The following is a 16,920-nucleotide window of genomic DNA, read 5'->3' on the forward strand; positions in this document are numbered from 1 at the left end:
GAGTTCGGAACTCTTTTGCCTACCTAAAAATCAGGATGGGAGCTTTAACAGTCCAGCGGACTGTTAAAGTGCGGGAGACCCAATTAGGGGGCCTTCCAAAGAATTTGCGGTGCAAATTCTTGAAAATCTCAGAAAGCACTAAAAGTATTGAAAAGAAAGGAATTTAAACTCTATGCAGATCACATTTCTCGGCGCAAGCCACGGCGTGCCGGAGGCGAATCGCCGCTGCTCCTGCACCTTGATCGAAACGAACGGCCGATATTATTTCATCGATATGGGCGTTAACGCCATCGATGCCCTGCGCACACGCGGCATCGAGGTAGAGGACGTCAAGGGCATCTTCATCACGCATGTGCACGGCGACCATACAAACGGGCTCATCTCGTTCGTCGACCTTATCAGCTGGTATTTTAAAACCGCCGACCCCGAAATCTGCCTGCCGAACTTGGAGGGCGTTGAGGCCATCCGTGCATGGCTCAAAGCGAATCACTGCGAAATGCGCGACCTGCGCTTTAAAAAGGTCACGGACGGCACAATCTTCGACGACGGATATTTAAAAGTCACCGCCATTCCCACGCAGCATTGTCCGGATTCCCATGCTTTTTTCGTGGAAGCCGAGGGCAAAGCCGTGCTGTTCACGGGCGACTTAAAGCATCCCAACGTCGATTTTCCGAAAATCGCCAAGGAAAAGCCGACCGAATTTATCATCTGCGAGGCCGCACACTTCCCTGCGACTGATTACGCGCCCGTTTTGGCCGCCTGTCCCACAAAGCAGGTGCTCGTCAACCACTACGCGCCGTGGAATATCCCGAACGTCATGCAGCTTGCGGAAACGCTCGCTCCGCTGCCCGTCAAATTCGTGAACGACGGCATGCAAGTCACGCTTTAAATTCATACGCAAAAAGGTCTGCTCCGTTTTGGTGAGCAGACCTTTTCCTTTTACTTTTTGTTGACGGGATAAATACCCGACCAGCCGCAGTTGCCGTCTTTGTCTTTCAGCTCCACGCGCACGAACGTGTCCGTAGGCTGCACTTTATACGTCGCTTCGGTCACATTTTCGCCTACCGTCGCGCGGTCGCCCGCCCAAACGGTATCGGTGAAGAACACGATCTCCTGCACCGGCGAGGTATGCACCGTGACCGTGCCATTTTCAATTTCAACGCGGAAATTCGGCCCCTGCGTTGCGTAGAAGCGGTTTGCACGGATAGCCGCCAAAACACCCTCGCGCGTCAATTCATCCGCCTGCACCATGATGTACGAACGCGTCTCGTCACCCGTGTAGTGGTGTGCATCGTCCGCCGCCATGCACGGCAAATAGTGTCCCAAAAGCGCCATTTCGTCGAAAAACACACCGGAATACGGACGGCAGTTCCACGGCAGGCCCGAAGTAGTGTTGTAAATCTCGCACCCGTCAATGCCGTACAGCTTTGCGACCTCCGAAGCGCGATCCAGCGACCATGCGGGATGTGCCAAGATTGCAATGCCGTTCACGTTATGGATTTCATCGATGATCTTCTGCGCGGAAAGCCCCGGCGCGCGTTTTGTAAGCGCAGGCGCTTTCTCCATGCCGATACCGACGATGTGGTAAATACCCTCCTGCACGGTACTGCCCACGTCGAACTCCGTGCCGTTTAAGAGGAGAAAAATTTCCCCCTGCCGCCCCTCACCGTGGAACCAGTGGTCGGTCAGCGCAAGGAAATCATAGCCTTTTGATTTGTATAATGCAATCGTTTCTTCCGGCGTATACGCGCCGTCCGAGTTCGTCGTATGGGTGTGCAGATTGCCCTTATACCAGGTTTTGCCAAACACATCCGTAAACATAGTCTTTCCCCCATCCTGCTTTTTGTCTCTTTGGGATTATCATAGCACGATGGCGAGGTGAGTGCAAGCTTTGTGCATGAAAAAAAGGCGGCAATGCCGCCCTTTCAGGGAACCCATAGTGCTTACGCTTTTTCCGCGCTCGGTGCTTCTATCAGCTTTGCTTTCTGCAAGGCGACGACGACGGCCGGGACCAGAATAAGCTGCACCACGATGCCCGGGATTGCGTTTAAGAGTGCGCCGGAGATGAACGCCGCAAATGTGAACGCGCCCGCGTCCGCCGCGATGCCGCTGAGAATCACCTTCACGATACCCCAGACAACTCTGCCCGCGACCATAGCGGTCAAAAGGCTGCCGTACAGCGTGCCGACGGTCTGCTTTTTGAACACCTTGCGGTACATGATGCCGCTTACAAGTCCGTATGTCAGCAGCTCAAACGCCATAGCGATGGCGGTGTAGAACGGCGGCATGCCGAACATCACCATGCGCAGCAGCGGGGCGATAAAGCCCACAACCGCGCCCACAGGCCCGCCGCACACAAAGCCCGCAAGTAGGATCGGCAGGTGCATCGGGCACAGCATTGCGCCAATCTGCGGGATATGCCCGGTGAAGATCGGCAGTACTAACGCAAGCGCCAGAAAAAGTGCGCCGAGCACAAGGTTTTTAACGGAAAATTTACTGTTTGTACGGTTCATTGAAATACCCTCCCAGATACAAAAAGACCACGAAGCATTCCGCCCATACCGAGCGAAAAGACCTTCGTGGTCTATTTTTTAAAGTGGCTTTAAAATACTTTCAAACGGCGTTTCGCCGCGCGGTCTTTTGACCGTTACCGCTTCCTGCGGCTTTGCTGTCTACATCATAGCATAAGTTAACCTTAAAGTCAACTACCGAATTTCAATGTTGCCGAAAAAACTTACTTTTCCGCGCTAAGGATAACCGTAACATCCGGGTGCAGCTGCAAAACAGAAGCCGGCACCTCCGGCGTAACCTTGCCGAAGCAAGCCTTTTCGACGATCTCCGCCTTATCCGGGCCTGCGATGAGAAGAATCTTCTTCGCCTTCATAATGGTGCCGATGCCCATGGTGATGGCCTGCGTCGGCACATCCTCGCGGCGCTCGAACAAACGAGAGTTCGCGTTGATGGTGCTCTCCGTCAGCTGTACGGTGTGCACTGTCGCCGGGAAGTTGTCCGTCGGCTCGTTAAAGCCGATATGCCCATTGTGGCCGATGCCGAGCAGCTGCAGATCGATGCCGCCGAGAGACTGAATAAAGCTCTCATAGCGCACAGCCTCTTCTTCAAGGTCATCTGCGTGGCCGTTCGGCACATGTGTGTTCGCCTTGTCGATATTCACGTGGTCAAAGAGGTTGTCGTTCATGAAATAGCGGTAGCTGTTCGGGTTCGTACCGTCCAGACCGCAGTATTCGTCGAGGTTTACGGTGCGCACTTCGGAAAAGTCCAACACGCCGTCCTCATAGCTCTTTACAAGATCTTTGTAGGTGCCGATCGGCGAAGAGCCTGTTGCAAGACCCAGCACGCAGTTCGGCTTCAAAAGCACCTGACCGCCGATGATGCCGGCTGCAATGGCGCTCATTTCTTCATAGGTTTTCGTTTTGACAATACGCATTTGAATATTCATCCTTTCAATACAATAAAGCGCCGGCCTTATGCCGTGCGCGTTTTTACCAAAGAGTTTCTACCTACAACTATACCATAAAATTTACAAAAGTAAAGGCATTCCCGCAGAAAACCGCGAAACGGTTCCCGGAAATGCCCAAATTTACTTTATGCCGTCTTATTCACCGCTTTTCCCTTTTTCAGCGTCTCAAGCGGGATCTGCGCCAAAATGACCGCCGCAAACACTAGAACGCAGCCCAAAAGCTCGCGTCCGTTCATGCTTTGGCCGAGGAGCAGCCAGCCGGAAAGCGCCGCAAACACAGATTCAAGGCTCATGATAAGAGACGCCACCGCAGGCGGGGTATCCTTCTGCCCCAAGATTTGCAGCGTGTATCCCACGCCGCTCGACATCAGGCCCGTGAAAAGCAGCGGCCCCGCGCTTTTTAAAATGTCCGCAAGCGTGAACGTCTCCGTAAACAGCGCCGCTGCCGTGCAAAGAATGCCGCAGACAAGAAACTGCACGCACGAAAGCGCCACGCCGTTCACCATCGGTGAGAAGTGGTCGATGATGAGGATATGTACGGAAAAGCCCAGCGCACACAAAATGACGAGCAGGTCGCCCGGCGCGATGGTGAAGCCCTCCTGCACGCTCAACAAATACGTGCCCGCCGCCGCAATAACAACACTCACCCAAACCGTTGCGGGCACGCGCTTTTTGAGGAACAAACCGAGTATCGGCACAATCACGATGTAAAGCGCCGTCAAAAATCCGGCCTTGCCCACTGTCGTAAAGCTGATGCCGAACTGCTGCAAATTAGAGGCCACGGCAAGCGCCGTGCCGCACAGCACGCCGCCCACCCACAGGGTCTTGCGGCTCTGCTTTCTCTCTTCGTCCGTCTGCGTTTTTTTCGGCGCTTTGCGCTGCATAAACAGCAGCACGGGCAAAAGCGCCAGTGCGGCAATGAAATTGCGTACGCCGTTAAACGCAAACGGGCCCAAATGGTCCATGCCGAGGCTCTGCGCTACAAACGCCGTGCCCCAAATAAGGGCGGTGATCGTCAGGAGCAAGGCTCCGCGAAATTGCTTCATGAAAATTCCCTTCAAGTCGTCGTTTTACACTTCGTTCGTCTCGCGCGTCAGATTCTTCATCCAGTTATACCGGTTGATCTTCACCACGGCAACGAAGCATTTTAAGATCTGGTCGCATTTGAGGCACGCAAAAACCACCCAAGGCGGCGCACCGAGGTAGGACGCGATAATGGCAGACGGCAGCACCACAAGGAACACGAAAATCGTGTCGTTGCGGAACACAAACGAAATGTCGCCGCCGGATTTAACAAGGCCGAACAGGCACGCCGCCTGATAGCACGTGCCGATAATCGTAACGGAAATGACATTGATGAACTCACGCGCATACGCCACGGCCGCATCGCTCGCGCCGTACAGCCCGATGAACGGGTCGCGCAGGAAGTGCACCGCAATGCCGGAAAGAATGCCGAGGCCAAGGAAAATGACCTGCGTCGTGCGGGAATACTCGCGAATTTTGTCCATACGCCCGGAGCCGACCGTCTTGCCGGTGATAATGCCCACCGCGCTCGAAAGGCCGTTCATTGCAATGTACATCATGTTGTGCAGCATGTTCGCGATACTCACCGCCGCAATGACGCCCGCGTCATAACGGCCGAGAATCATCGTCTGCCCCAGCATGTTCACCGACCATACGACCTGCCCTCCCATGATGGGCAAACCGTAGCGCAGGAAATCGCGCGTCAATTCGCCGCCGCGCTTTAAGAGGTCGGCAAAGCGAAGCTTCAATTTTTTATCGATGCAGCGCACGTAAACGACCATCACAGCCGCTTCAATGATGCGCGAAAACAGCGTAGCCACCGCCGCGCCGGTCACACCGAGCGCCGGGAAGCCAAGCTTACCGAAAATCAAAATATAGTTGCAGATGACGTTCACAATGAGCGTCACAAATGACACGTAAAGACCGATCTTTGCCGTCTCCACCGCGCGCATCGTCGCCACCATCACCTGCGAAATGCAGAAGAAAATGTACGAAAGGCTCACCACGCGCACGTAAACCGTGCCCGATTCAATGACCGAAGCATCACTCGTGAACAGTGATACGATCTGCGACGGCAATAAAAACGCCGTCACCGTAATGACCAAACCGATGAGCAAAGCAAACCGCACACCGATGGCCGCAATGCGGCGGATGCTTTTCGTATCGCGTTTACCCCAATACTGCGCAGCCAAAATGAGGATAGCACCCTCAATGCCGCCGATGAACATTTGCAGCAGCGTCTGCAGCTGGCTGCCCACATACACACCGGAAATCGCACTGTCGCCGAGCGTGCCGATCATCACGTTATCTGCAAGGCCGACCGCAAAGGTTACGGCGTTCTGCAGCGCAATCGGTATCGCGAGCGTGACGAGCGTTTTGTAAAAACTCTTGTCTCTTGTGAAAAACATGTTTCCTCCCCCGGGGCCTGCGCCCCAAACTCAATACAATAGCGCGTAAAAGCGCATCTTGTTTCTGATTATAAAAAAAAGCGGAGAAAAAGTCAATACAAAAAAGGGCGGCAAGGCCGCCCTTTCAAGCTCTCAAATTTTACGCATTTTCGTGTGTCGTCACGGCGCCCTCCGCCGTGCTCGTTTCCGATTCCGGCTCCGGCGTCGCCGTGGCTTCCGCACCGTCTGCGGCTTTTGCTTCCGCGGAATAGAGCACCGTCAGCGTCTCGGCATCTGCTTCGCCGGTCGCCGTAAGCCCGTTCGCTTTCTGGAACGCCTTTACGGCCTCCATCGTCACTTCTCCATACATGCCGGTGTATTCCACCGTCAGATAGCCAAGCTCCGCTAAGCGCTGCTGCATCGCGAACACATCGTCGCCCTCCGTGCCGGATTCGATCGCCGTGTATTCCGGCGCGGGCGAGGGGCTCGCCGTCGCTTCCGCTTCCGAAAGCTCGGAATCCAGTTCCAGCGCAGCGGAGTTTTCCTCCGTCAATTCGGGGTATGCAAGGCCCATCATGTCGATGCACGCGTTGTACACCGTCTTGCCCTGCCAATTCATATAATTCGGGTCGACGGCGTAAACACGACCGTTTTTTACCGCCGAAAGATTCGCATACTGCGCGTCCTGCATGATCTGTCCGCGCACATCTTCTGAACAGAAAATCATCGTCGGGTCGCTCAATCGCAGATCGTCAAACGTGAACGTGCCGCCCGTAAGGCCCTTAAAAATGTTCGTCAGACCGATATACGACATCATCACGCTGCCAAGCTCATCGCCCGTCACCGCAGAGCCGTTTACATCCGAAATATAGCACGCCGTCACCACGGTGTTGCTTTCCGGTGCCAAGCGCGAAAGGTCGTCGAGCGAAGAGAAAATCTTCTGCGCTGCCTTCACGCCTACATTATAACCCGTAGAGCCGCCGTTCAAAGCCGTGCCTACCTGCGCGTACAGGCGTTCAAAATCCTCGCGGTTTTTCGCACGCGTCAAAAGGAGCACCGTAATGCCCGCATTTTCAAGCGTCTGCTTTTCGCTGTCGTCCATCGTCTCCGCCAAAACGAGATCCACACCTGCAGAGATCACACTCTGCGCATCCGTTGCGGAAACCTTCGGCAGCACTTGTAAATCGGGCTGTGTGCAGTCGTCGCTTGCAAGCGATAAGCTCGTCTCGTACCCCATCGCCAGCACCACATCCGCCAAACTGCCGGAGAGTACCGCCACCTTCTGGGGTTTTGCGTTTAACGTCACTTCGTTCACGGTCACAGGGTATTCCTGCGAAACAGCGCCTGATTCAATATTCGCCGGCTGCGAGCACGCCGTCGCGCTGAACGCCACCAAAACGCTCAAAACGACCGCCGCAGCGCAGCGCATCCATTTTTTCATATCCATAAGCATTCGCCGCAAAAGCGGCATCCTCACTTTCCGGGTCATATCCGCACAGCTTTAGCCGTGCGAAAACAAAAGGTCTAAGCATCATAATACACAGTTATTGTAACCGCATTGCCCTGTATATGTCAACCTTTTTGCCAAAAAACGCTTGACTTTTTCTCTAAAAACCGATAAAATAGTATGCGCAAAGCGTGTTTTTCCATGCTTTAGCCGAATATGGAAACGTATCGAAGCGGTCATAACGGGACTGACTCGAAATTTCGGCAGAAGCTGGGAATTTCGTCCCCCTGATTCTCCTTGATATTCCTCAACACAGAAAATCTCAAAATCGAATATTTTTTGCCGTCTCTCCTGTTTTCTCTCCAACGAATTTTTGAGCAAATTTCTGGAAAGAAAACCGGACGAAAATAGACACGGAGAGTTGTCCGAGTGGTCGAAGGTGCAGCACTCGAAATTTTTTGTAGAGTTGGCTGTTTGCTCCGCTTAAAAAGCCCATAAATACAGGGTTTTCTCCGGTTCGAAAATTGAATATTTTGTTGTTCTTTCCGTCAGTTCTTTCCAAAAGTTTTTGGAAGAAATGCGGAATTACATACACGGAGAGTTGTCCGAGTGGTCGAAGGTGCAGCACTCGAAAACGAATGCCCTTTTTGGAAGCTCACCTCTGAAAAACCTTGATTTTACGGGGTTTTTCGGCTATCATTGAAAAGTAAATATCCCTTAGTTCTCTCCATCAGTTCTCTCCTTTTTCCGAGATGTTTTTGAGGGCTGATGTGAAGATAAATACACGGAGAGATGTCCGAGTGGTCGAAGGTGCGACTCTCGAAAAGTCGTGTTCCTAACGGAACCGTGGGTTCGAATCCCACTCTCTCCGCCAGAATGTTCAGTCTGCAAGCGGTTTTTACCGTTTGCAGGCTTTTTCTTTTTCTCCACTCTGGAAAGATTTTTCCGTAAGTTCTCTCCGTGATTTGAACTTAGGATATGTAGTTGGCGTATCCTTAGTGAAGCGATACGCCGCAGAAGTTATGAAATAGCCTCTAATGCGCCACTCAGACCGTTTACCATTGCGTCAGCCGATGACAGCTTGGAATTGTAATCCAAATGGGCATATACATTTGCCGTAGTTGAAAAATCGCTGTGTCCGAGCCATTCCTGTATCTGTTTCATAGGAACACCGTTCGCAAGAAGCAGCGAAGCACAACTATGGCGCAGGTCGTGGAAACGAATGTGGCGCAAATTGTTCTTTTCAAGTAGCTTTGGAAATGATGATGTGAGATAGTGCGGAGAAATCAATGTCCCCATCTCATCTACACAGATATATTCCAAATACTTTTTGTTGTAGCATCGTCCGCATACTCGTTTGTATTCTTCCTGCTGTTCCTTGAGCTTTAGCAACTTCTCTTTGAACGCAGGAACAAGGGGCAGCGTTCTCATACTCGACTTGGTTTTGGTCGTATCCTGTGCTATCTGGATATGCTTGCCATCAAGATTGCAGGAAGTAACGGTGTGTCTAATGGTAATCGTATTGTTTTGAAAATCAATAGCGTCCCATTTTAAGCCGAGGGCTTCACTTCGCCTTAGTCCATAAAACGCACCGAGAAAAATCGGTATTTCAATCAGCGTTCCTTTGGCGGCTTCAAATAGTGCCTGTACCTCGTTGCTGTCATAGAAGCTGCCGATGAACTTATCAGCTTTAGGGCGTTCCACTTTATCCGCAGGATTGACAGAAATAAGGTCAATCTTTACGGCATATTTCAAAGCCCTGTGAATAACAGCGTGATAGTGAATAACCGAATTAGCTTTTACTCGTTTCAACTGCTTCATATAGAAAGCCTGAATGTCTGTTGCCTTCAGTTCGGAAAGCGTGATTTCTCTTTCCTTGAAATACGGAATGATAACGCTCTTTGCCATACCTGAGTATGATGCGTATGTGGTAAGTGCGATAGTCGGCTTTGCGATTTCCAACCATTGAAGCAGAAAATCCGAAAACAGCATATCGTCCTTTATGGGTTTGCACTCAGGAACAAAGGTCTGCCTTGTTTCCATCAACATCTTTTCCGCTTTCTTTTTATTGCCCTTGACAGGCAATCCTGTCGGCAACCATTTCGTTTTTCTTTTTCCCGCAGCATCGGGATAGCTCAAAACCATATAAAAATAGCCTTTTTTCTCTTGCAGATGTCCTGCTACCATAAATATAACCTCCTTTGCGTAGCACCGACTTCTGCTGTTGACCATATACATTGTAGCAACTTAAGCCAAAGAAGTCGAATGTGCAAATTCTTTAATTTTCCGCATTTCGCAGACCTAACCTCAAATAAGAAAGAAGATGGGCTTTCGGTACTTTGTACGCTCTGCCCACCTTCAAGTGTTCTATTTTGTTTTCACGAAGTAATTGATAACCTGTTTTTGTGCTGACACCAAGAGCCTTGCTCATTTCATCAACGGTTAAAATGTCTGGGTATTCTTTTAAGACTAACGCATATATATCTCCAAAGTTCATAAGCTCCTCCTTTTTTCAACTCCGATACTGATGAGGAGAGGAAATTCAAGCGATTTCAAATACTGCTCATCAAGGTGTGTGAGATGTTCTTTCAAGCGGCTTTTATCAATCGTGCGTAACTGCTCAAAGAGAATGATTGAATTTGCAGGAAGCCCCTCAATTTGCCCCAAATACAAGTGTGTAGGTAATTTCTTCTTTTTGCGTACACGACTTGTTATGGCGGCAATAATGACCGTAGGACTGTGCTTGTTTCCTATATCATTGGAGATAACAAGTACAGGTCGTGTCCCACCTTGCTCCGAGCCGACAACAGGGTTTAAGTCTGCGTAGTATATGTCACCACGCTTAATTGTTTTATCCATTAGTTTGACCTCCTATCTGGATATAAGCAGGTAAGCTCTGCCTATGTAATCAGCCAAACACAAGGAAGTTTTTAAGGTCGGGAGAGCATAAACAATTCTCTGTTCCATAGACCGCCTTGTATTTGGCTTTATGATAGAAGCATCTCTATTTGTCCTCGACACCCCAAGATGCCAATGCGTTTCACGCTGGGAAGTCGCCAAACGGTCAGCAGCGAACTGACACCACGGGAGTTTCACCCCAACTGACGGTCTGCCAGAGCCGCCCTCATTGCCTGCGACGGTTTTATCACGCTCGGACTGTGACTGGACGGGAGTATCATTATCCTCTTTGTGGGTTACGGCGAAATCGGGAGCTGCCCGATATTTTGAGTAGGTAGTTATCGCTCTCCGCCTTGCGGCAGGTCGTGGCGTACCTCTCGACACGCTTATGCTTATCACAATCACAAAGAGAAGGTATTTGGCGAATGATTATTCGATTGACAAGGAACAATCCTGTTTTCGCCACACAAAGGAAAACAGGTGAAAGGGTTTTGATACCCCTTCACCTGTTTGCTCACTAAAAAAGGATTGGTGTAGTGTTAATCTTAAAAAATCCCAAAATCTTTTTTCAGCTTTTCAATAGCAATATCAACACTAAACTTGACTGCTCTTTTCGTACAGCCCTCTAAGGCTGCAATCTGCTCATAGGTCATCTCACCGAAAAAGTACAGTAACAGCCTACGCCGTTGTATTTCGGGTAGTTTTGCGATTGCCTTATGTAACAGTTCGTATTCTATATTCCTTGATACTTTTTCCTCAATGCTTTCTGGCTTACAGAATACACGGTCATTTAATGACGCTTCTGTCAGCTCCGAATGTTCAATATGCCTGCTTAGCTTGTTGAGATATGATATATCCTCAAGCTCAAAGCGGTTAAACAAACCGTACAGTATCTCGTCAATCTCAATGGTCTGCAATTCACCTCGACTGTCCTTAAAAGAAAGGTAATAACGCCCGTCTGATATAATCAAGGTGTATGGATTGTACTTGTCTTTTTTACGATTTGGATGCTTTTCACCCATTGTCTATTCCTCCTATCAATCTGAAATTTGAAAAATCCAGACTGATAGGGGCGGCGAACGGCAACCTACGCCAGATATAGGCTTGTCCTTTATTCCGACAAATAACGACAAACAAAAAACCGCAAAGGGTGTCATACCTTTGCGGTTATAAGCAATATAAACTCTATTATGTAGATATATGGCTTCTACTTTAGGGGCGTAATAGTACCACGAATAACTTAGGATTTTTTTAACAGGTTATCCTCACTTATTCGTGATGCTATGTAGGTAACTGCTGCTTCTGATAAGCAGCAAGGCGCTCAGGGCAGACCAGCGCATAAAAAATCCCTCCAAACTCAAAACGGGTTTAGAGGGCTGTGATATTTTATTCGGGCGTGACAGAGCAGCCCACCAAAGCACCGTTTTTTTTATTTGGTGGGCTTGCCATATTGATTATTTAAAAGTATCTTTAATTGCCGTTTGCTAAAATGTCATTAGCTTGCTCTTGCGTAATAACGCCACATTCAACCATTCGTGATAGAACAATTTTCATACGGCTATATGCTAAGTCAGGATTTGTATTCAGCGAATAGGCAGATGGGGCGTTAGGCAAGCCAGCTAACATTATGGCTTCATAATCACTTAATTCAGAAGGGAGTTTTCCATAATAACCTTTTGCAGCATCATAAATCCCGTAATATCCATTACCAAAATAAATTGTGTTTACATACAACTCAAATATTTCTTGTTTTGAACAATACTGTTCTAACTCAATAGCCGTAAATATTTCTGCAAATTTCCTTTCGAGCTTTTTTTCTTGTGTAAAGTATTGATTTTTAGCAATTTGCTGAGTAATTGTGCTTCCGCCTTCCACAAAAGACATTGCCTTAATATCGTTTACAACCGCACGACTAATTGCAATTAAGTCCACACCGCAATGGGTTTCAAATCTTTTATCTTCAGCCGAAATTACAGCGTCTATATAAATTGTCGGCAACTCATCGTATTCGACAAAGTTCTCTCTATTTTGGATTGATGATACCATTTGAGAAATGGGATATGCTTTTACAGCTTCTTGATACATAAAGTATCCTTTTACTCCAAATACAAGGAAAATGATAGTGGTAATGAAAAACAGGACTGCAAACAAATAAAGTACAAATTTTCTTATAAGACTTCTTGGCTTCTTTTTCATTTGACAGCTCCTTTCGCACTATTTTTGATGATTTCATTTATTCAGCTCTTTCAATGTATTTGAATATTCAATCAAAAAATCAGTTGCTTCCTTTTTGGAAAATCCGAGCCTTATCATATTGCTTAAATATAAGCAGCTTAGCTCCTTCGCTTTTTCTTCTCTCTTTTGAAAGATATACTGTTCATTTGCAATTACTGAATAATGTCTATTTGTTGGCGAAACAACCAGTTCCAAATGCTTTAGATGTGTATATGCCTTCATTACGGTGTTGGGACTAATATGTAACAATTTTGCCATTTCACGAACAGAAGGTAGTTTTTCTCCAGCAGAAAGTTGTTTGCTTAAAATTGCGTACTCGATTTTTTGAATAAGTTGCAAATAGATTGGCTCCACATCGTGGAATGCCCATTCACTAAAATTCATCTCTTTCTCCTTTTTCACACCAATAAATGATACGGTCTGTAACAGACCAAATCAAATAGATTAGTGTTGCAAGTATGCCGATGGGTATCAGCAGCAAACATATAAAAGCCAAGCTGATACCCAATACTGCATACCGAAAATAAATCTTTATTTTTTTAATTCTGCACATCTTTAACTGTTAATTCGAGGTTTCCGTTGAAATCATCACCTCTCAGCACAATATAGTTATCTCCTGAGCTGAGAGTAAATTTGTAAGTGTCGTCTGCGCTTTCTTCGCAAATGATATGTTCTTCTCCAGAACTCAGCCAATAGAGAGTGGCTTCTCCAGATGTAATTGTCAACGAATAAGTTGCTTCCAGATTGCTTCCATTGTCCCTCTCTAAAGCAGTGCCACCGAAAATAAACTCCTCGCCGTTAAAGCCGTCATACGAAGCTGTGTAACTACCTGTGTATTGGTCAATGTCATTTTCCCTTTCACCTTGAAGATTTTTATCTTTCGTAACGGCGTGTTTACTGAATGATTCCAACCAATTATTAAATCCGTTCACCAGATTGTCTTTCAGATTTCCTTCATCGTGATTAGAGCTACAACCTGCAAAACAAAGCACCATACAAAGTGCCAAAGATACAGCGACAAGCGATTTTATTTTTTTCACTTGAAATCCCTCCCATTAAGAAAACTTGGTAACTGCCATCAGAATAAAGGCACAGACACCAAATATGGCATAAAGGCTATTTACTACCAAATCAACTTTCATCAAATTGTTCTGCACTTTTGCTTTTGCATAAGAAACAATGGTAAAAATCCCGCTGAAAATCATAAATGCGGCATAGCAGGAAATCATTATTTCTGCAACAGGCGACTCTAAAGCCCAATCGAAAGTTCGCAAAGGTAAAATAGTCCACGGAACAAAAAGCATAATGGTACTGATAGCGGTCAAAATCTTGTTTTTCATAATAGTTTTATCTCCTTTCTGCCTGCCCAAAACGGAAGCAGGAAATGCACAAACAAACAATAGTGATGGCGATTGCTACGGGTATCCACGGGAAAAACTCTACCTGTGAAGTTGTGAGGTTTGTTGCAAGTTTTCCGTATTCTGAAGTAATAACGAAAAACGGATACGACATTGGGTACGCAAACCACGCTTTTGTGTTAATCATCAGAACTGACGGCACAATGGAAGCTAATCCGATGCCGATGGAAAAAATCGGAGTTTGAATACATACTGCAAGCAACCAGAAAAACGCCAACATTGGTATGGTTGAAACGGCTATAAAACCAACCTCTTTAAAAACGAATAGCGGGGACAAAATAAAATTGTAATCCTGCGTTCCTGTTACGATGGCAGCACTAATGTAGTACATTCCGACCATCATCAAAATCTGCGATGCGGCTAAAGCAAGCAACACGACAAATTTTGCCAAACAAAGTTTTACCGTGCTGATAGGCAAAGCAAGCATTTTTAAGATACCCTTATTTGTTCTTTCTGTTTGGCTTAAAAGAACAGTACCGACTACCATACTTGCAGGAAACATAAACCAAGCCATTCCCATAAAGCCCTGAATGAAAAAATTATTTTCTGGAGAAATCCCCTCGGCTTGCATATTAAAATTCATTTCAGCATTGAGGATTGACGGTATCCAAAGAATAACCGTTGCAACAAACAATATGAGGAATATCTTTGAGCGTTTTATTTTCTTGAATTCAACGCCGACGAGAGATAAAAAACTCATTCAAACGACCTCCTAACCTTTATAAATACAAGCTCTGCAATGCCGATAACAACGATTTCAATAATCGCCGCATAAACATAGTGCATTACCTGTGCCATTTCCGTATTCACAAAGACTTGAAATGGAGTGGCAAAGGGGAAAAGAGAAAGAACGAAGTTATCCGTTGGCAGCATTGTTGCAGTAAACACGCATACAACGCCAATTCCCAGAGATACCCACATATTTTTACAAGCCGATGAAATCAACAAAGATAACAGCACACAAGGTAGCATCAGCAAAAACGAATATCCGAAGCTTTTACCTAATTCCAGCCAAAAATCATTTCCAATTTCAAACCAGTATGAAACGCAAAACGCAATCGAAGCTGCTTCAATGGCAAGTACAACTACGCTCATAATCGAGGTTAAAAGAAATTTCCCAAAGAAAACTGAGCTTTCTCTGGTTGGAAGTGACTTCATTTTCTGCATTGCGTTATCAGCAAACTCTGTATGATACAACAGGCAGCTTCCCGCAACAATAAGCAAAATATTAAGCATAGCCATCATTTGCCAATTTGCTCCCATTAGGATTTGCATCGGGGAGTTTTGCTGTCCGACATACATTTCAGAACGGACTGCCATATTGACAATCGGCACAGCCGCCGCCAAAATACCGCCGCATAAAAATGCGGGGATAAATCCTGTTCGCTTTGCTTTTTTACATTCCAGAGATAGGCTCATTTTGCTGCTCCTCTCTGGCGGTTGTCTGCGTCAATCAAAGCAAGGAATGTATCTTCCAAGTTATCGGTAGGATACCCTTGTGCGGCGGCACCGTTTCTGAGCTGTTCAAGCGTTCCCTCAAACAGCAAACGCCCGTGATTTAAGATGCCGACTGTATCCGCCATCAGCTCAACTTCCGACAGCAGATGTGACGATACAAACACCGTACAATTAAATTTTTCAGGCAGAGAACGGATAAGCGTTCTTATCTCGTGAATGCCCACAGGGTCAAGTCCATTGGTCGGCTCGTCCAAAATCAAAATCGGCGGTTGACCGATTAAAGCGCTTGCAAGTCCTAACCTCTGCTTCATTCCGAGGGAATATTTTTTTGCAAGACGCTTTTTGAACTGCGTAAGCCCCACAATTTCAAGCGCTTCGGAAACGGCAGACTTTGGCAGTCCTAATATCTTACGGATAATTTCCAAGTTTTCTTCACCGCTTAAATTTCCGTAAAAAGCAGGGGCTTCAATGAATGAGCCAACTTCTTTCAAAATTTCTACTCTTGCTTCAGGGTACTTTTTTCCATCAATGGTAAATGAGCCGCTTGTGGGTTTTGTGAGTCCCAAAAACATTTTCATTGTAGTGGATTTTCCCGCACCATTCGGGCCGAGGAAGCCATATACAGCTCCTTTTGGAATATGCAGATTGACATTTGACACGGCTGTAAAATCAGCGTATGATTTTGTCAAGTTTTGAGTTTCAATGATATTCATAGTTTTTTTGCTCCTTTCTCATCATTGCAAGTTTATTCTAACTTGCCGACCTTGTGATAACCTTCTCCCCACCTTACATTTACCTTACTTTTCATTCGCACATTATAAAAAGACATATTTATATGCTATAATAAAAAGCACAAAGGGGGTGTAAAAATGGATTTTGACTTTTTAAAGCAAAAACGCATTTTGCTCGTCGATGATGAGCAGGAGCTTTTAGATATGGTTTCCTCTATCTTTGCAGACGAAGGGTTTTGCGACCTCAAAACAGCCAAAACGGTTAAAGAAGCGCTTAATATAGCGGAAGCGTTTCAGCCAGAGCTTGCAATTCTTGATGTAATGTTGCCTGACGGTAATGGTTTTGACCTTATGGAACAATTAAAAAGTAAGTCCGATTACCCTGTTCTGTTTTTGACAGCTCGTGGCGAGGACGATGACAAATTTCGTGGATTTGGACTTGGGGCTGACGATTATATTGTGAAACCATTTTTACCAAAGGAGCTTATCTATCGTGTAAACGCCATTCTCCGCAGAAGCTATAAAGGCGAAAGTCCGATTGTTAAGTTGTCGGGCAGCGAAATAGATTTTGACCGTGCTGAAGTGATTAAAAAAGGAGAGCATATTGCTCTCACAGCAAAAGAACACGATATACTTGCCGCATTATATCGAAATGCAGGACGAATTGTTACGATTGATGCTTTATGTGAAGCTGCTTGGGGCGACAATCCATATGGGTATGAAAATTCTCTAATGGCGCATATTCGCCGCATTCGTGAAAAAATTGAAATCAACCCTTCGCAGCCTGTTTCTCTGATAACGATTAAGGGATTGGGATATAAGCTCATCGTGGGAGATAAATAAT

20 protein-coding genes and 1 tRNA gene are annotated in these 16,920 nt (G+C 46.8%); 3 read left to right on the plus strand and 18 right to left on the minus strand.

The genetic code is table 11. The features are described from left to right. The first annotated feature begins 172 nt into the window (after positions 1-172). A complete protein-coding gene (locus tag R2K26_RS12115) occupies positions 173-889 on the plus strand; it encodes an MBL fold metallo-hydrolase (RefSeq protein WP_316521730.1) in 717 nt (238 codons plus the stop codon). A gap of 50 nt (positions 890-939) precedes the next feature. On the opposite strand, the gene R2K26_RS12120 is transcribed toward R2K26_RS12115, so the two are convergent. The 7 genes from R2K26_RS12120 to R2K26_RS12150 form a co-directional block, all read right to left on the minus strand. Continuing rightward, positions 940-1,821 (minus strand): CehA/McbA family metallohydrolase, encoded by an 882-nt coding sequence (locus R2K26_RS12120; protein WP_316521733.1) that lies wholly within the window; start codon positions 1,819-1,821, stop codon positions 940-942. A gap of 122 nt (positions 1,822-1,943) precedes the next feature. After that, the gene (locus R2K26_RS12125) at positions 1,944-2,513 is read right to left on the minus strand and encodes an ECF transporter S component (RefSeq protein WP_316521734.1); all 570 of its coding nucleotides are present in this window, start codon (positions 2,511-2,513) and stop codon (positions 1,944-1,946) included. Positions 2,514-2,734: 221 nt separating this feature from the next. Next, positions 2,735-3,445 carry a glucosamine-6-phosphate deaminase gene (gene nagB, locus R2K26_RS12130; protein WP_316521739.1) on the minus strand — a complete coding sequence of 237 codons (711 nt, stop codon included), beginning with the start codon at positions 3,443-3,445 and terminating at the stop codon, positions 2,735-2,737. Between the two features lie 158 nt (positions 3,446-3,603). Beyond that, positions 3,604-4,524, minus strand: coding sequence for a DMT family transporter (locus R2K26_RS12135; protein WP_316521743.1), 921 nt, complete (start codon positions 4,522-4,524; stop codon positions 3,604-3,606). 24 nt (positions 4,525-4,548) lie between these two features. After that, positions 4,549-5,910, minus strand: coding sequence for an MATE family efflux transporter (locus tag R2K26_RS12140; RefSeq protein ID WP_316521746.1), 1,362 nt, complete (start codon positions 5,908-5,910; stop codon positions 4,549-4,551). A 139-nt stretch (positions 5,911-6,049) separates the two neighbouring features. Next, entirely contained in the window at positions 6,050-7,330 is a 1,281-nt protein-coding gene (locus R2K26_RS12145) for a peptidoglycan-binding protein (protein ID WP_316521749.1), read from the minus strand. Between the two features lie 328 nt (positions 7,331-7,658). Then, positions 7,659-7,964 carry a hypothetical protein gene (locus R2K26_RS12150; RefSeq protein ID WP_316521752.1) on the minus strand — a complete coding sequence of 102 codons (306 nt, stop codon included), beginning with the start codon at positions 7,962-7,964 and terminating at the stop codon, positions 7,659-7,661. Positions 7,965-8,122: 158 nt separating this feature from the next. Here R2K26_RS12150 and R2K26_RS12155 point away from each other — a divergent pair. Beyond that, positions 8,123-8,210 (plus strand) — tRNA-Ser (locus R2K26_RS12155). Positions 8,211-8,356: 146 nt separating this feature from the next. Here R2K26_RS12155 and R2K26_RS12160 read toward each other — a convergent pair. The 11 genes from R2K26_RS12160 to R2K26_RS12210 all read right to left on the minus strand — a co-directional run bounded on the left by R2K26_RS12160 (position 8,357) and on the right by R2K26_RS12210 (position 16,058). After that, positions 8,357-9,523, minus strand: coding sequence for a site-specific integrase (locus tag R2K26_RS12160; protein ID WP_117705379.1), 1,167 nt, complete (start codon positions 9,521-9,523; stop codon positions 8,357-8,359). Positions 9,524-9,614: 91 nt separating this feature from the next. Then, positions 9,615-9,833, minus strand: a complete 219-nt coding sequence (locus R2K26_RS12165) for a helix-turn-helix domain-containing protein (RefSeq protein ID WP_087375964.1) — start codon at positions 9,831-9,833, stop codon at positions 9,615-9,617. Continuing rightward, positions 9,830-10,195: a type II toxin-antitoxin system PemK/MazF family toxin gene (locus tag R2K26_RS12170; protein ID WP_117705380.1), complete on the minus strand. Its 366-nt coding sequence runs from the start codon at positions 10,193-10,195 to the stop codon at positions 9,830-9,832. Before R2K26_RS12170 ends, R2K26_RS12165 begins: the two co-directional genes overlap by 4 nt. Before the next feature lie 584 nt (positions 10,196-10,779). Further along, positions 10,780-11,256, minus strand: coding sequence for an RNA polymerase sigma factor (locus tag R2K26_RS12175; protein ID WP_117705381.1), 477 nt, complete (start codon positions 11,254-11,256; stop codon positions 10,780-10,782). Positions 11,257-11,704: 448 nt separating this feature from the next. Further along, entirely contained in the window at positions 11,705-12,430 is a 726-nt protein-coding gene (locus R2K26_RS12180; protein ID WP_117705382.1) for a transglycosylase domain-containing protein, read from the minus strand. A 33-nt stretch (positions 12,431-12,463) separates the two neighbouring features. Continuing rightward, positions 12,464-12,853 (minus strand): GntR family transcriptional regulator, encoded by a 390-nt coding sequence (locus R2K26_RS12185; protein ID WP_117705383.1) that lies wholly within the window; start codon positions 12,851-12,853, stop codon positions 12,464-12,466. A gap of 155 nt (positions 12,854-13,008) precedes the next feature. Beyond that, a complete protein-coding gene (locus R2K26_RS12190; protein WP_117705385.1) occupies positions 13,009-13,509 on the minus strand; it encodes a hypothetical protein in 501 nt (166 codons plus the stop codon). Between the two features lie 15 nt (positions 13,510-13,524). Further along, complete coding sequence (locus tag R2K26_RS12195) at positions 13,525-13,809, minus strand: hypothetical protein (protein ID WP_117705386.1); 285 nt, start codon at positions 13,807-13,809, stop codon at positions 13,525-13,527. A 7-nt stretch (positions 13,810-13,816) separates the two neighbouring features. Further along, a complete protein-coding gene (locus R2K26_RS12200; RefSeq protein WP_117705387.1) occupies positions 13,817-14,587 on the minus strand; it encodes an ABC transporter permease in 771 nt (256 codons plus the stop codon). Beyond that, a complete protein-coding gene (locus R2K26_RS12205) occupies positions 14,584-15,306 on the minus strand; it encodes an ABC transporter permease (RefSeq protein ID WP_117705388.1) in 723 nt (240 codons plus the stop codon). Before R2K26_RS12205 ends, R2K26_RS12200 begins: the two co-directional genes overlap by 4 nt. Next, the gene (locus R2K26_RS12210) at positions 15,303-16,058 is read right to left on the minus strand and encodes an ABC transporter ATP-binding protein (protein ID WP_117705389.1); all 756 of its coding nucleotides are present in this window, start codon (positions 16,056-16,058) and stop codon (positions 15,303-15,305) included. Before R2K26_RS12210 ends, R2K26_RS12205 begins: the two co-directional genes overlap by 4 nt. Before the next feature lie 156 nt (positions 16,059-16,214). On the opposite strand from R2K26_RS12210, the gene R2K26_RS12215 reads away from it, so the two are divergent. Beyond that, positions 16,215-16,919 (plus strand): response regulator transcription factor, encoded by a 705-nt coding sequence (locus R2K26_RS12215; RefSeq protein ID WP_117705390.1) that lies wholly within the window; start codon positions 16,215-16,217, stop codon positions 16,917-16,919. The last annotated feature ends 1 nt before the right edge of the window (position 16,920 follow it).

The sequence above is a fragment of the Neglectibacter sp. CSJ-5 genome, assembly GCF_032490475.1.
Taxonomy (GTDB): Bacteria; Bacillota; Clostridia; order Oscillospirales; family Acutalibacteraceae; genus Hominenteromicrobium; species Hominenteromicrobium mulieris.

Coding starts and splice junctions, on each gene's coding strand:
- R2K26_RS12115 (WP_316521730.1), top strand. CDS start 173: ATGCAGATCACATTTCTCGGCGCAAGCCACGGCGTGCCGGAGGCGAAT.
- R2K26_RS12120 (WP_316521733.1), bottom strand. CDS start 1,821: ATGTTTACGGATGTGTTTGGCAAAACCTGGTATAAGGGCAATCTGCAC.
- R2K26_RS12125 (WP_316521734.1), bottom strand. CDS start 2,513: ATGAACCGTACAAACAGTAAATTTTCCGTTAAAAACCTTGTGCTCGGC.
- nagB (WP_316521739.1), bottom strand. CDS start 3,445: ATGCGTATTGTCAAAACGAAAACCTATGAAGAAATGAGCGCCATTGCA.
- R2K26_RS12135 (WP_316521743.1), bottom strand. CDS start 4,524: ATGAAGCAATTTCGCGGAGCCTTGCTCCTGACGATCACCGCCCTTATT.
- R2K26_RS12140 (WP_316521746.1), bottom strand. CDS start 5,910: ATGTTTTTCACAAGAGACAAGAGTTTTTACAAAACGCTCGTCACGCTC.
- R2K26_RS12145 (WP_316521749.1), bottom strand. CDS start 7,330: ATGAAAAAATGGATGCGCTGCGCTGCGGCGGTCGTTTTGAGCGTTTTG.
- R2K26_RS12160 (WP_117705379.1), bottom strand. CDS start 9,523: ATGGTAGCAGGACATCTGCAAGAGAAAAAAGGCTATTTTTATATGGTT.
- R2K26_RS12165 (WP_087375964.1), bottom strand. CDS start 9,833: ATGAACTTTGGAGATATATATGCGTTAGTCTTAAAAGAATACCCAGAC.
- R2K26_RS12170 (WP_117705380.1), bottom strand. CDS start 10,195: ATGGATAAAACAATTAAGCGTGGTGACATATACTACGCAGACTTAAAC.
- R2K26_RS12175 (WP_117705381.1), bottom strand. CDS start 11,256: ATGGGTGAAAAGCATCCAAATCGTAAAAAAGACAAGTACAATCCATAC.
- R2K26_RS12180 (WP_117705382.1), bottom strand. CDS start 12,430: ATGAAAAAGAAGCCAAGAAGTCTTATAAGAAAATTTGTACTTTATTTG.
- R2K26_RS12185 (WP_117705383.1), bottom strand. CDS start 12,853: ATGAATTTTAGTGAATGGGCATTCCACGATGTGGAGCCAATCTATTTG.
- R2K26_RS12195 (WP_117705386.1), bottom strand. CDS start 13,809: ATGAAAAACAAGATTTTGACCGCTATCAGTACCATTATGCTTTTTGTT.
- R2K26_RS12200 (WP_117705387.1), bottom strand. CDS start 14,587: ATGAGTTTTTTATCTCTCGTCGGCGTTGAATTCAAGAAAATAAAACGC.
- R2K26_RS12205 (WP_117705388.1), bottom strand. CDS start 15,306: ATGAGCCTATCTCTGGAATGTAAAAAAGCAAAGCGAACAGGATTTATC.
- R2K26_RS12210 (WP_117705389.1), bottom strand. CDS start 16,058: ATGAATATCATTGAAACTCAAAACTTGACAAAATCATACGCTGATTTT.
- R2K26_RS12215 (WP_117705390.1), top strand. CDS start 16,215: ATGGATTTTGACTTTTTAAAGCAAAAACGCATTTTGCTCGTCGATGAT.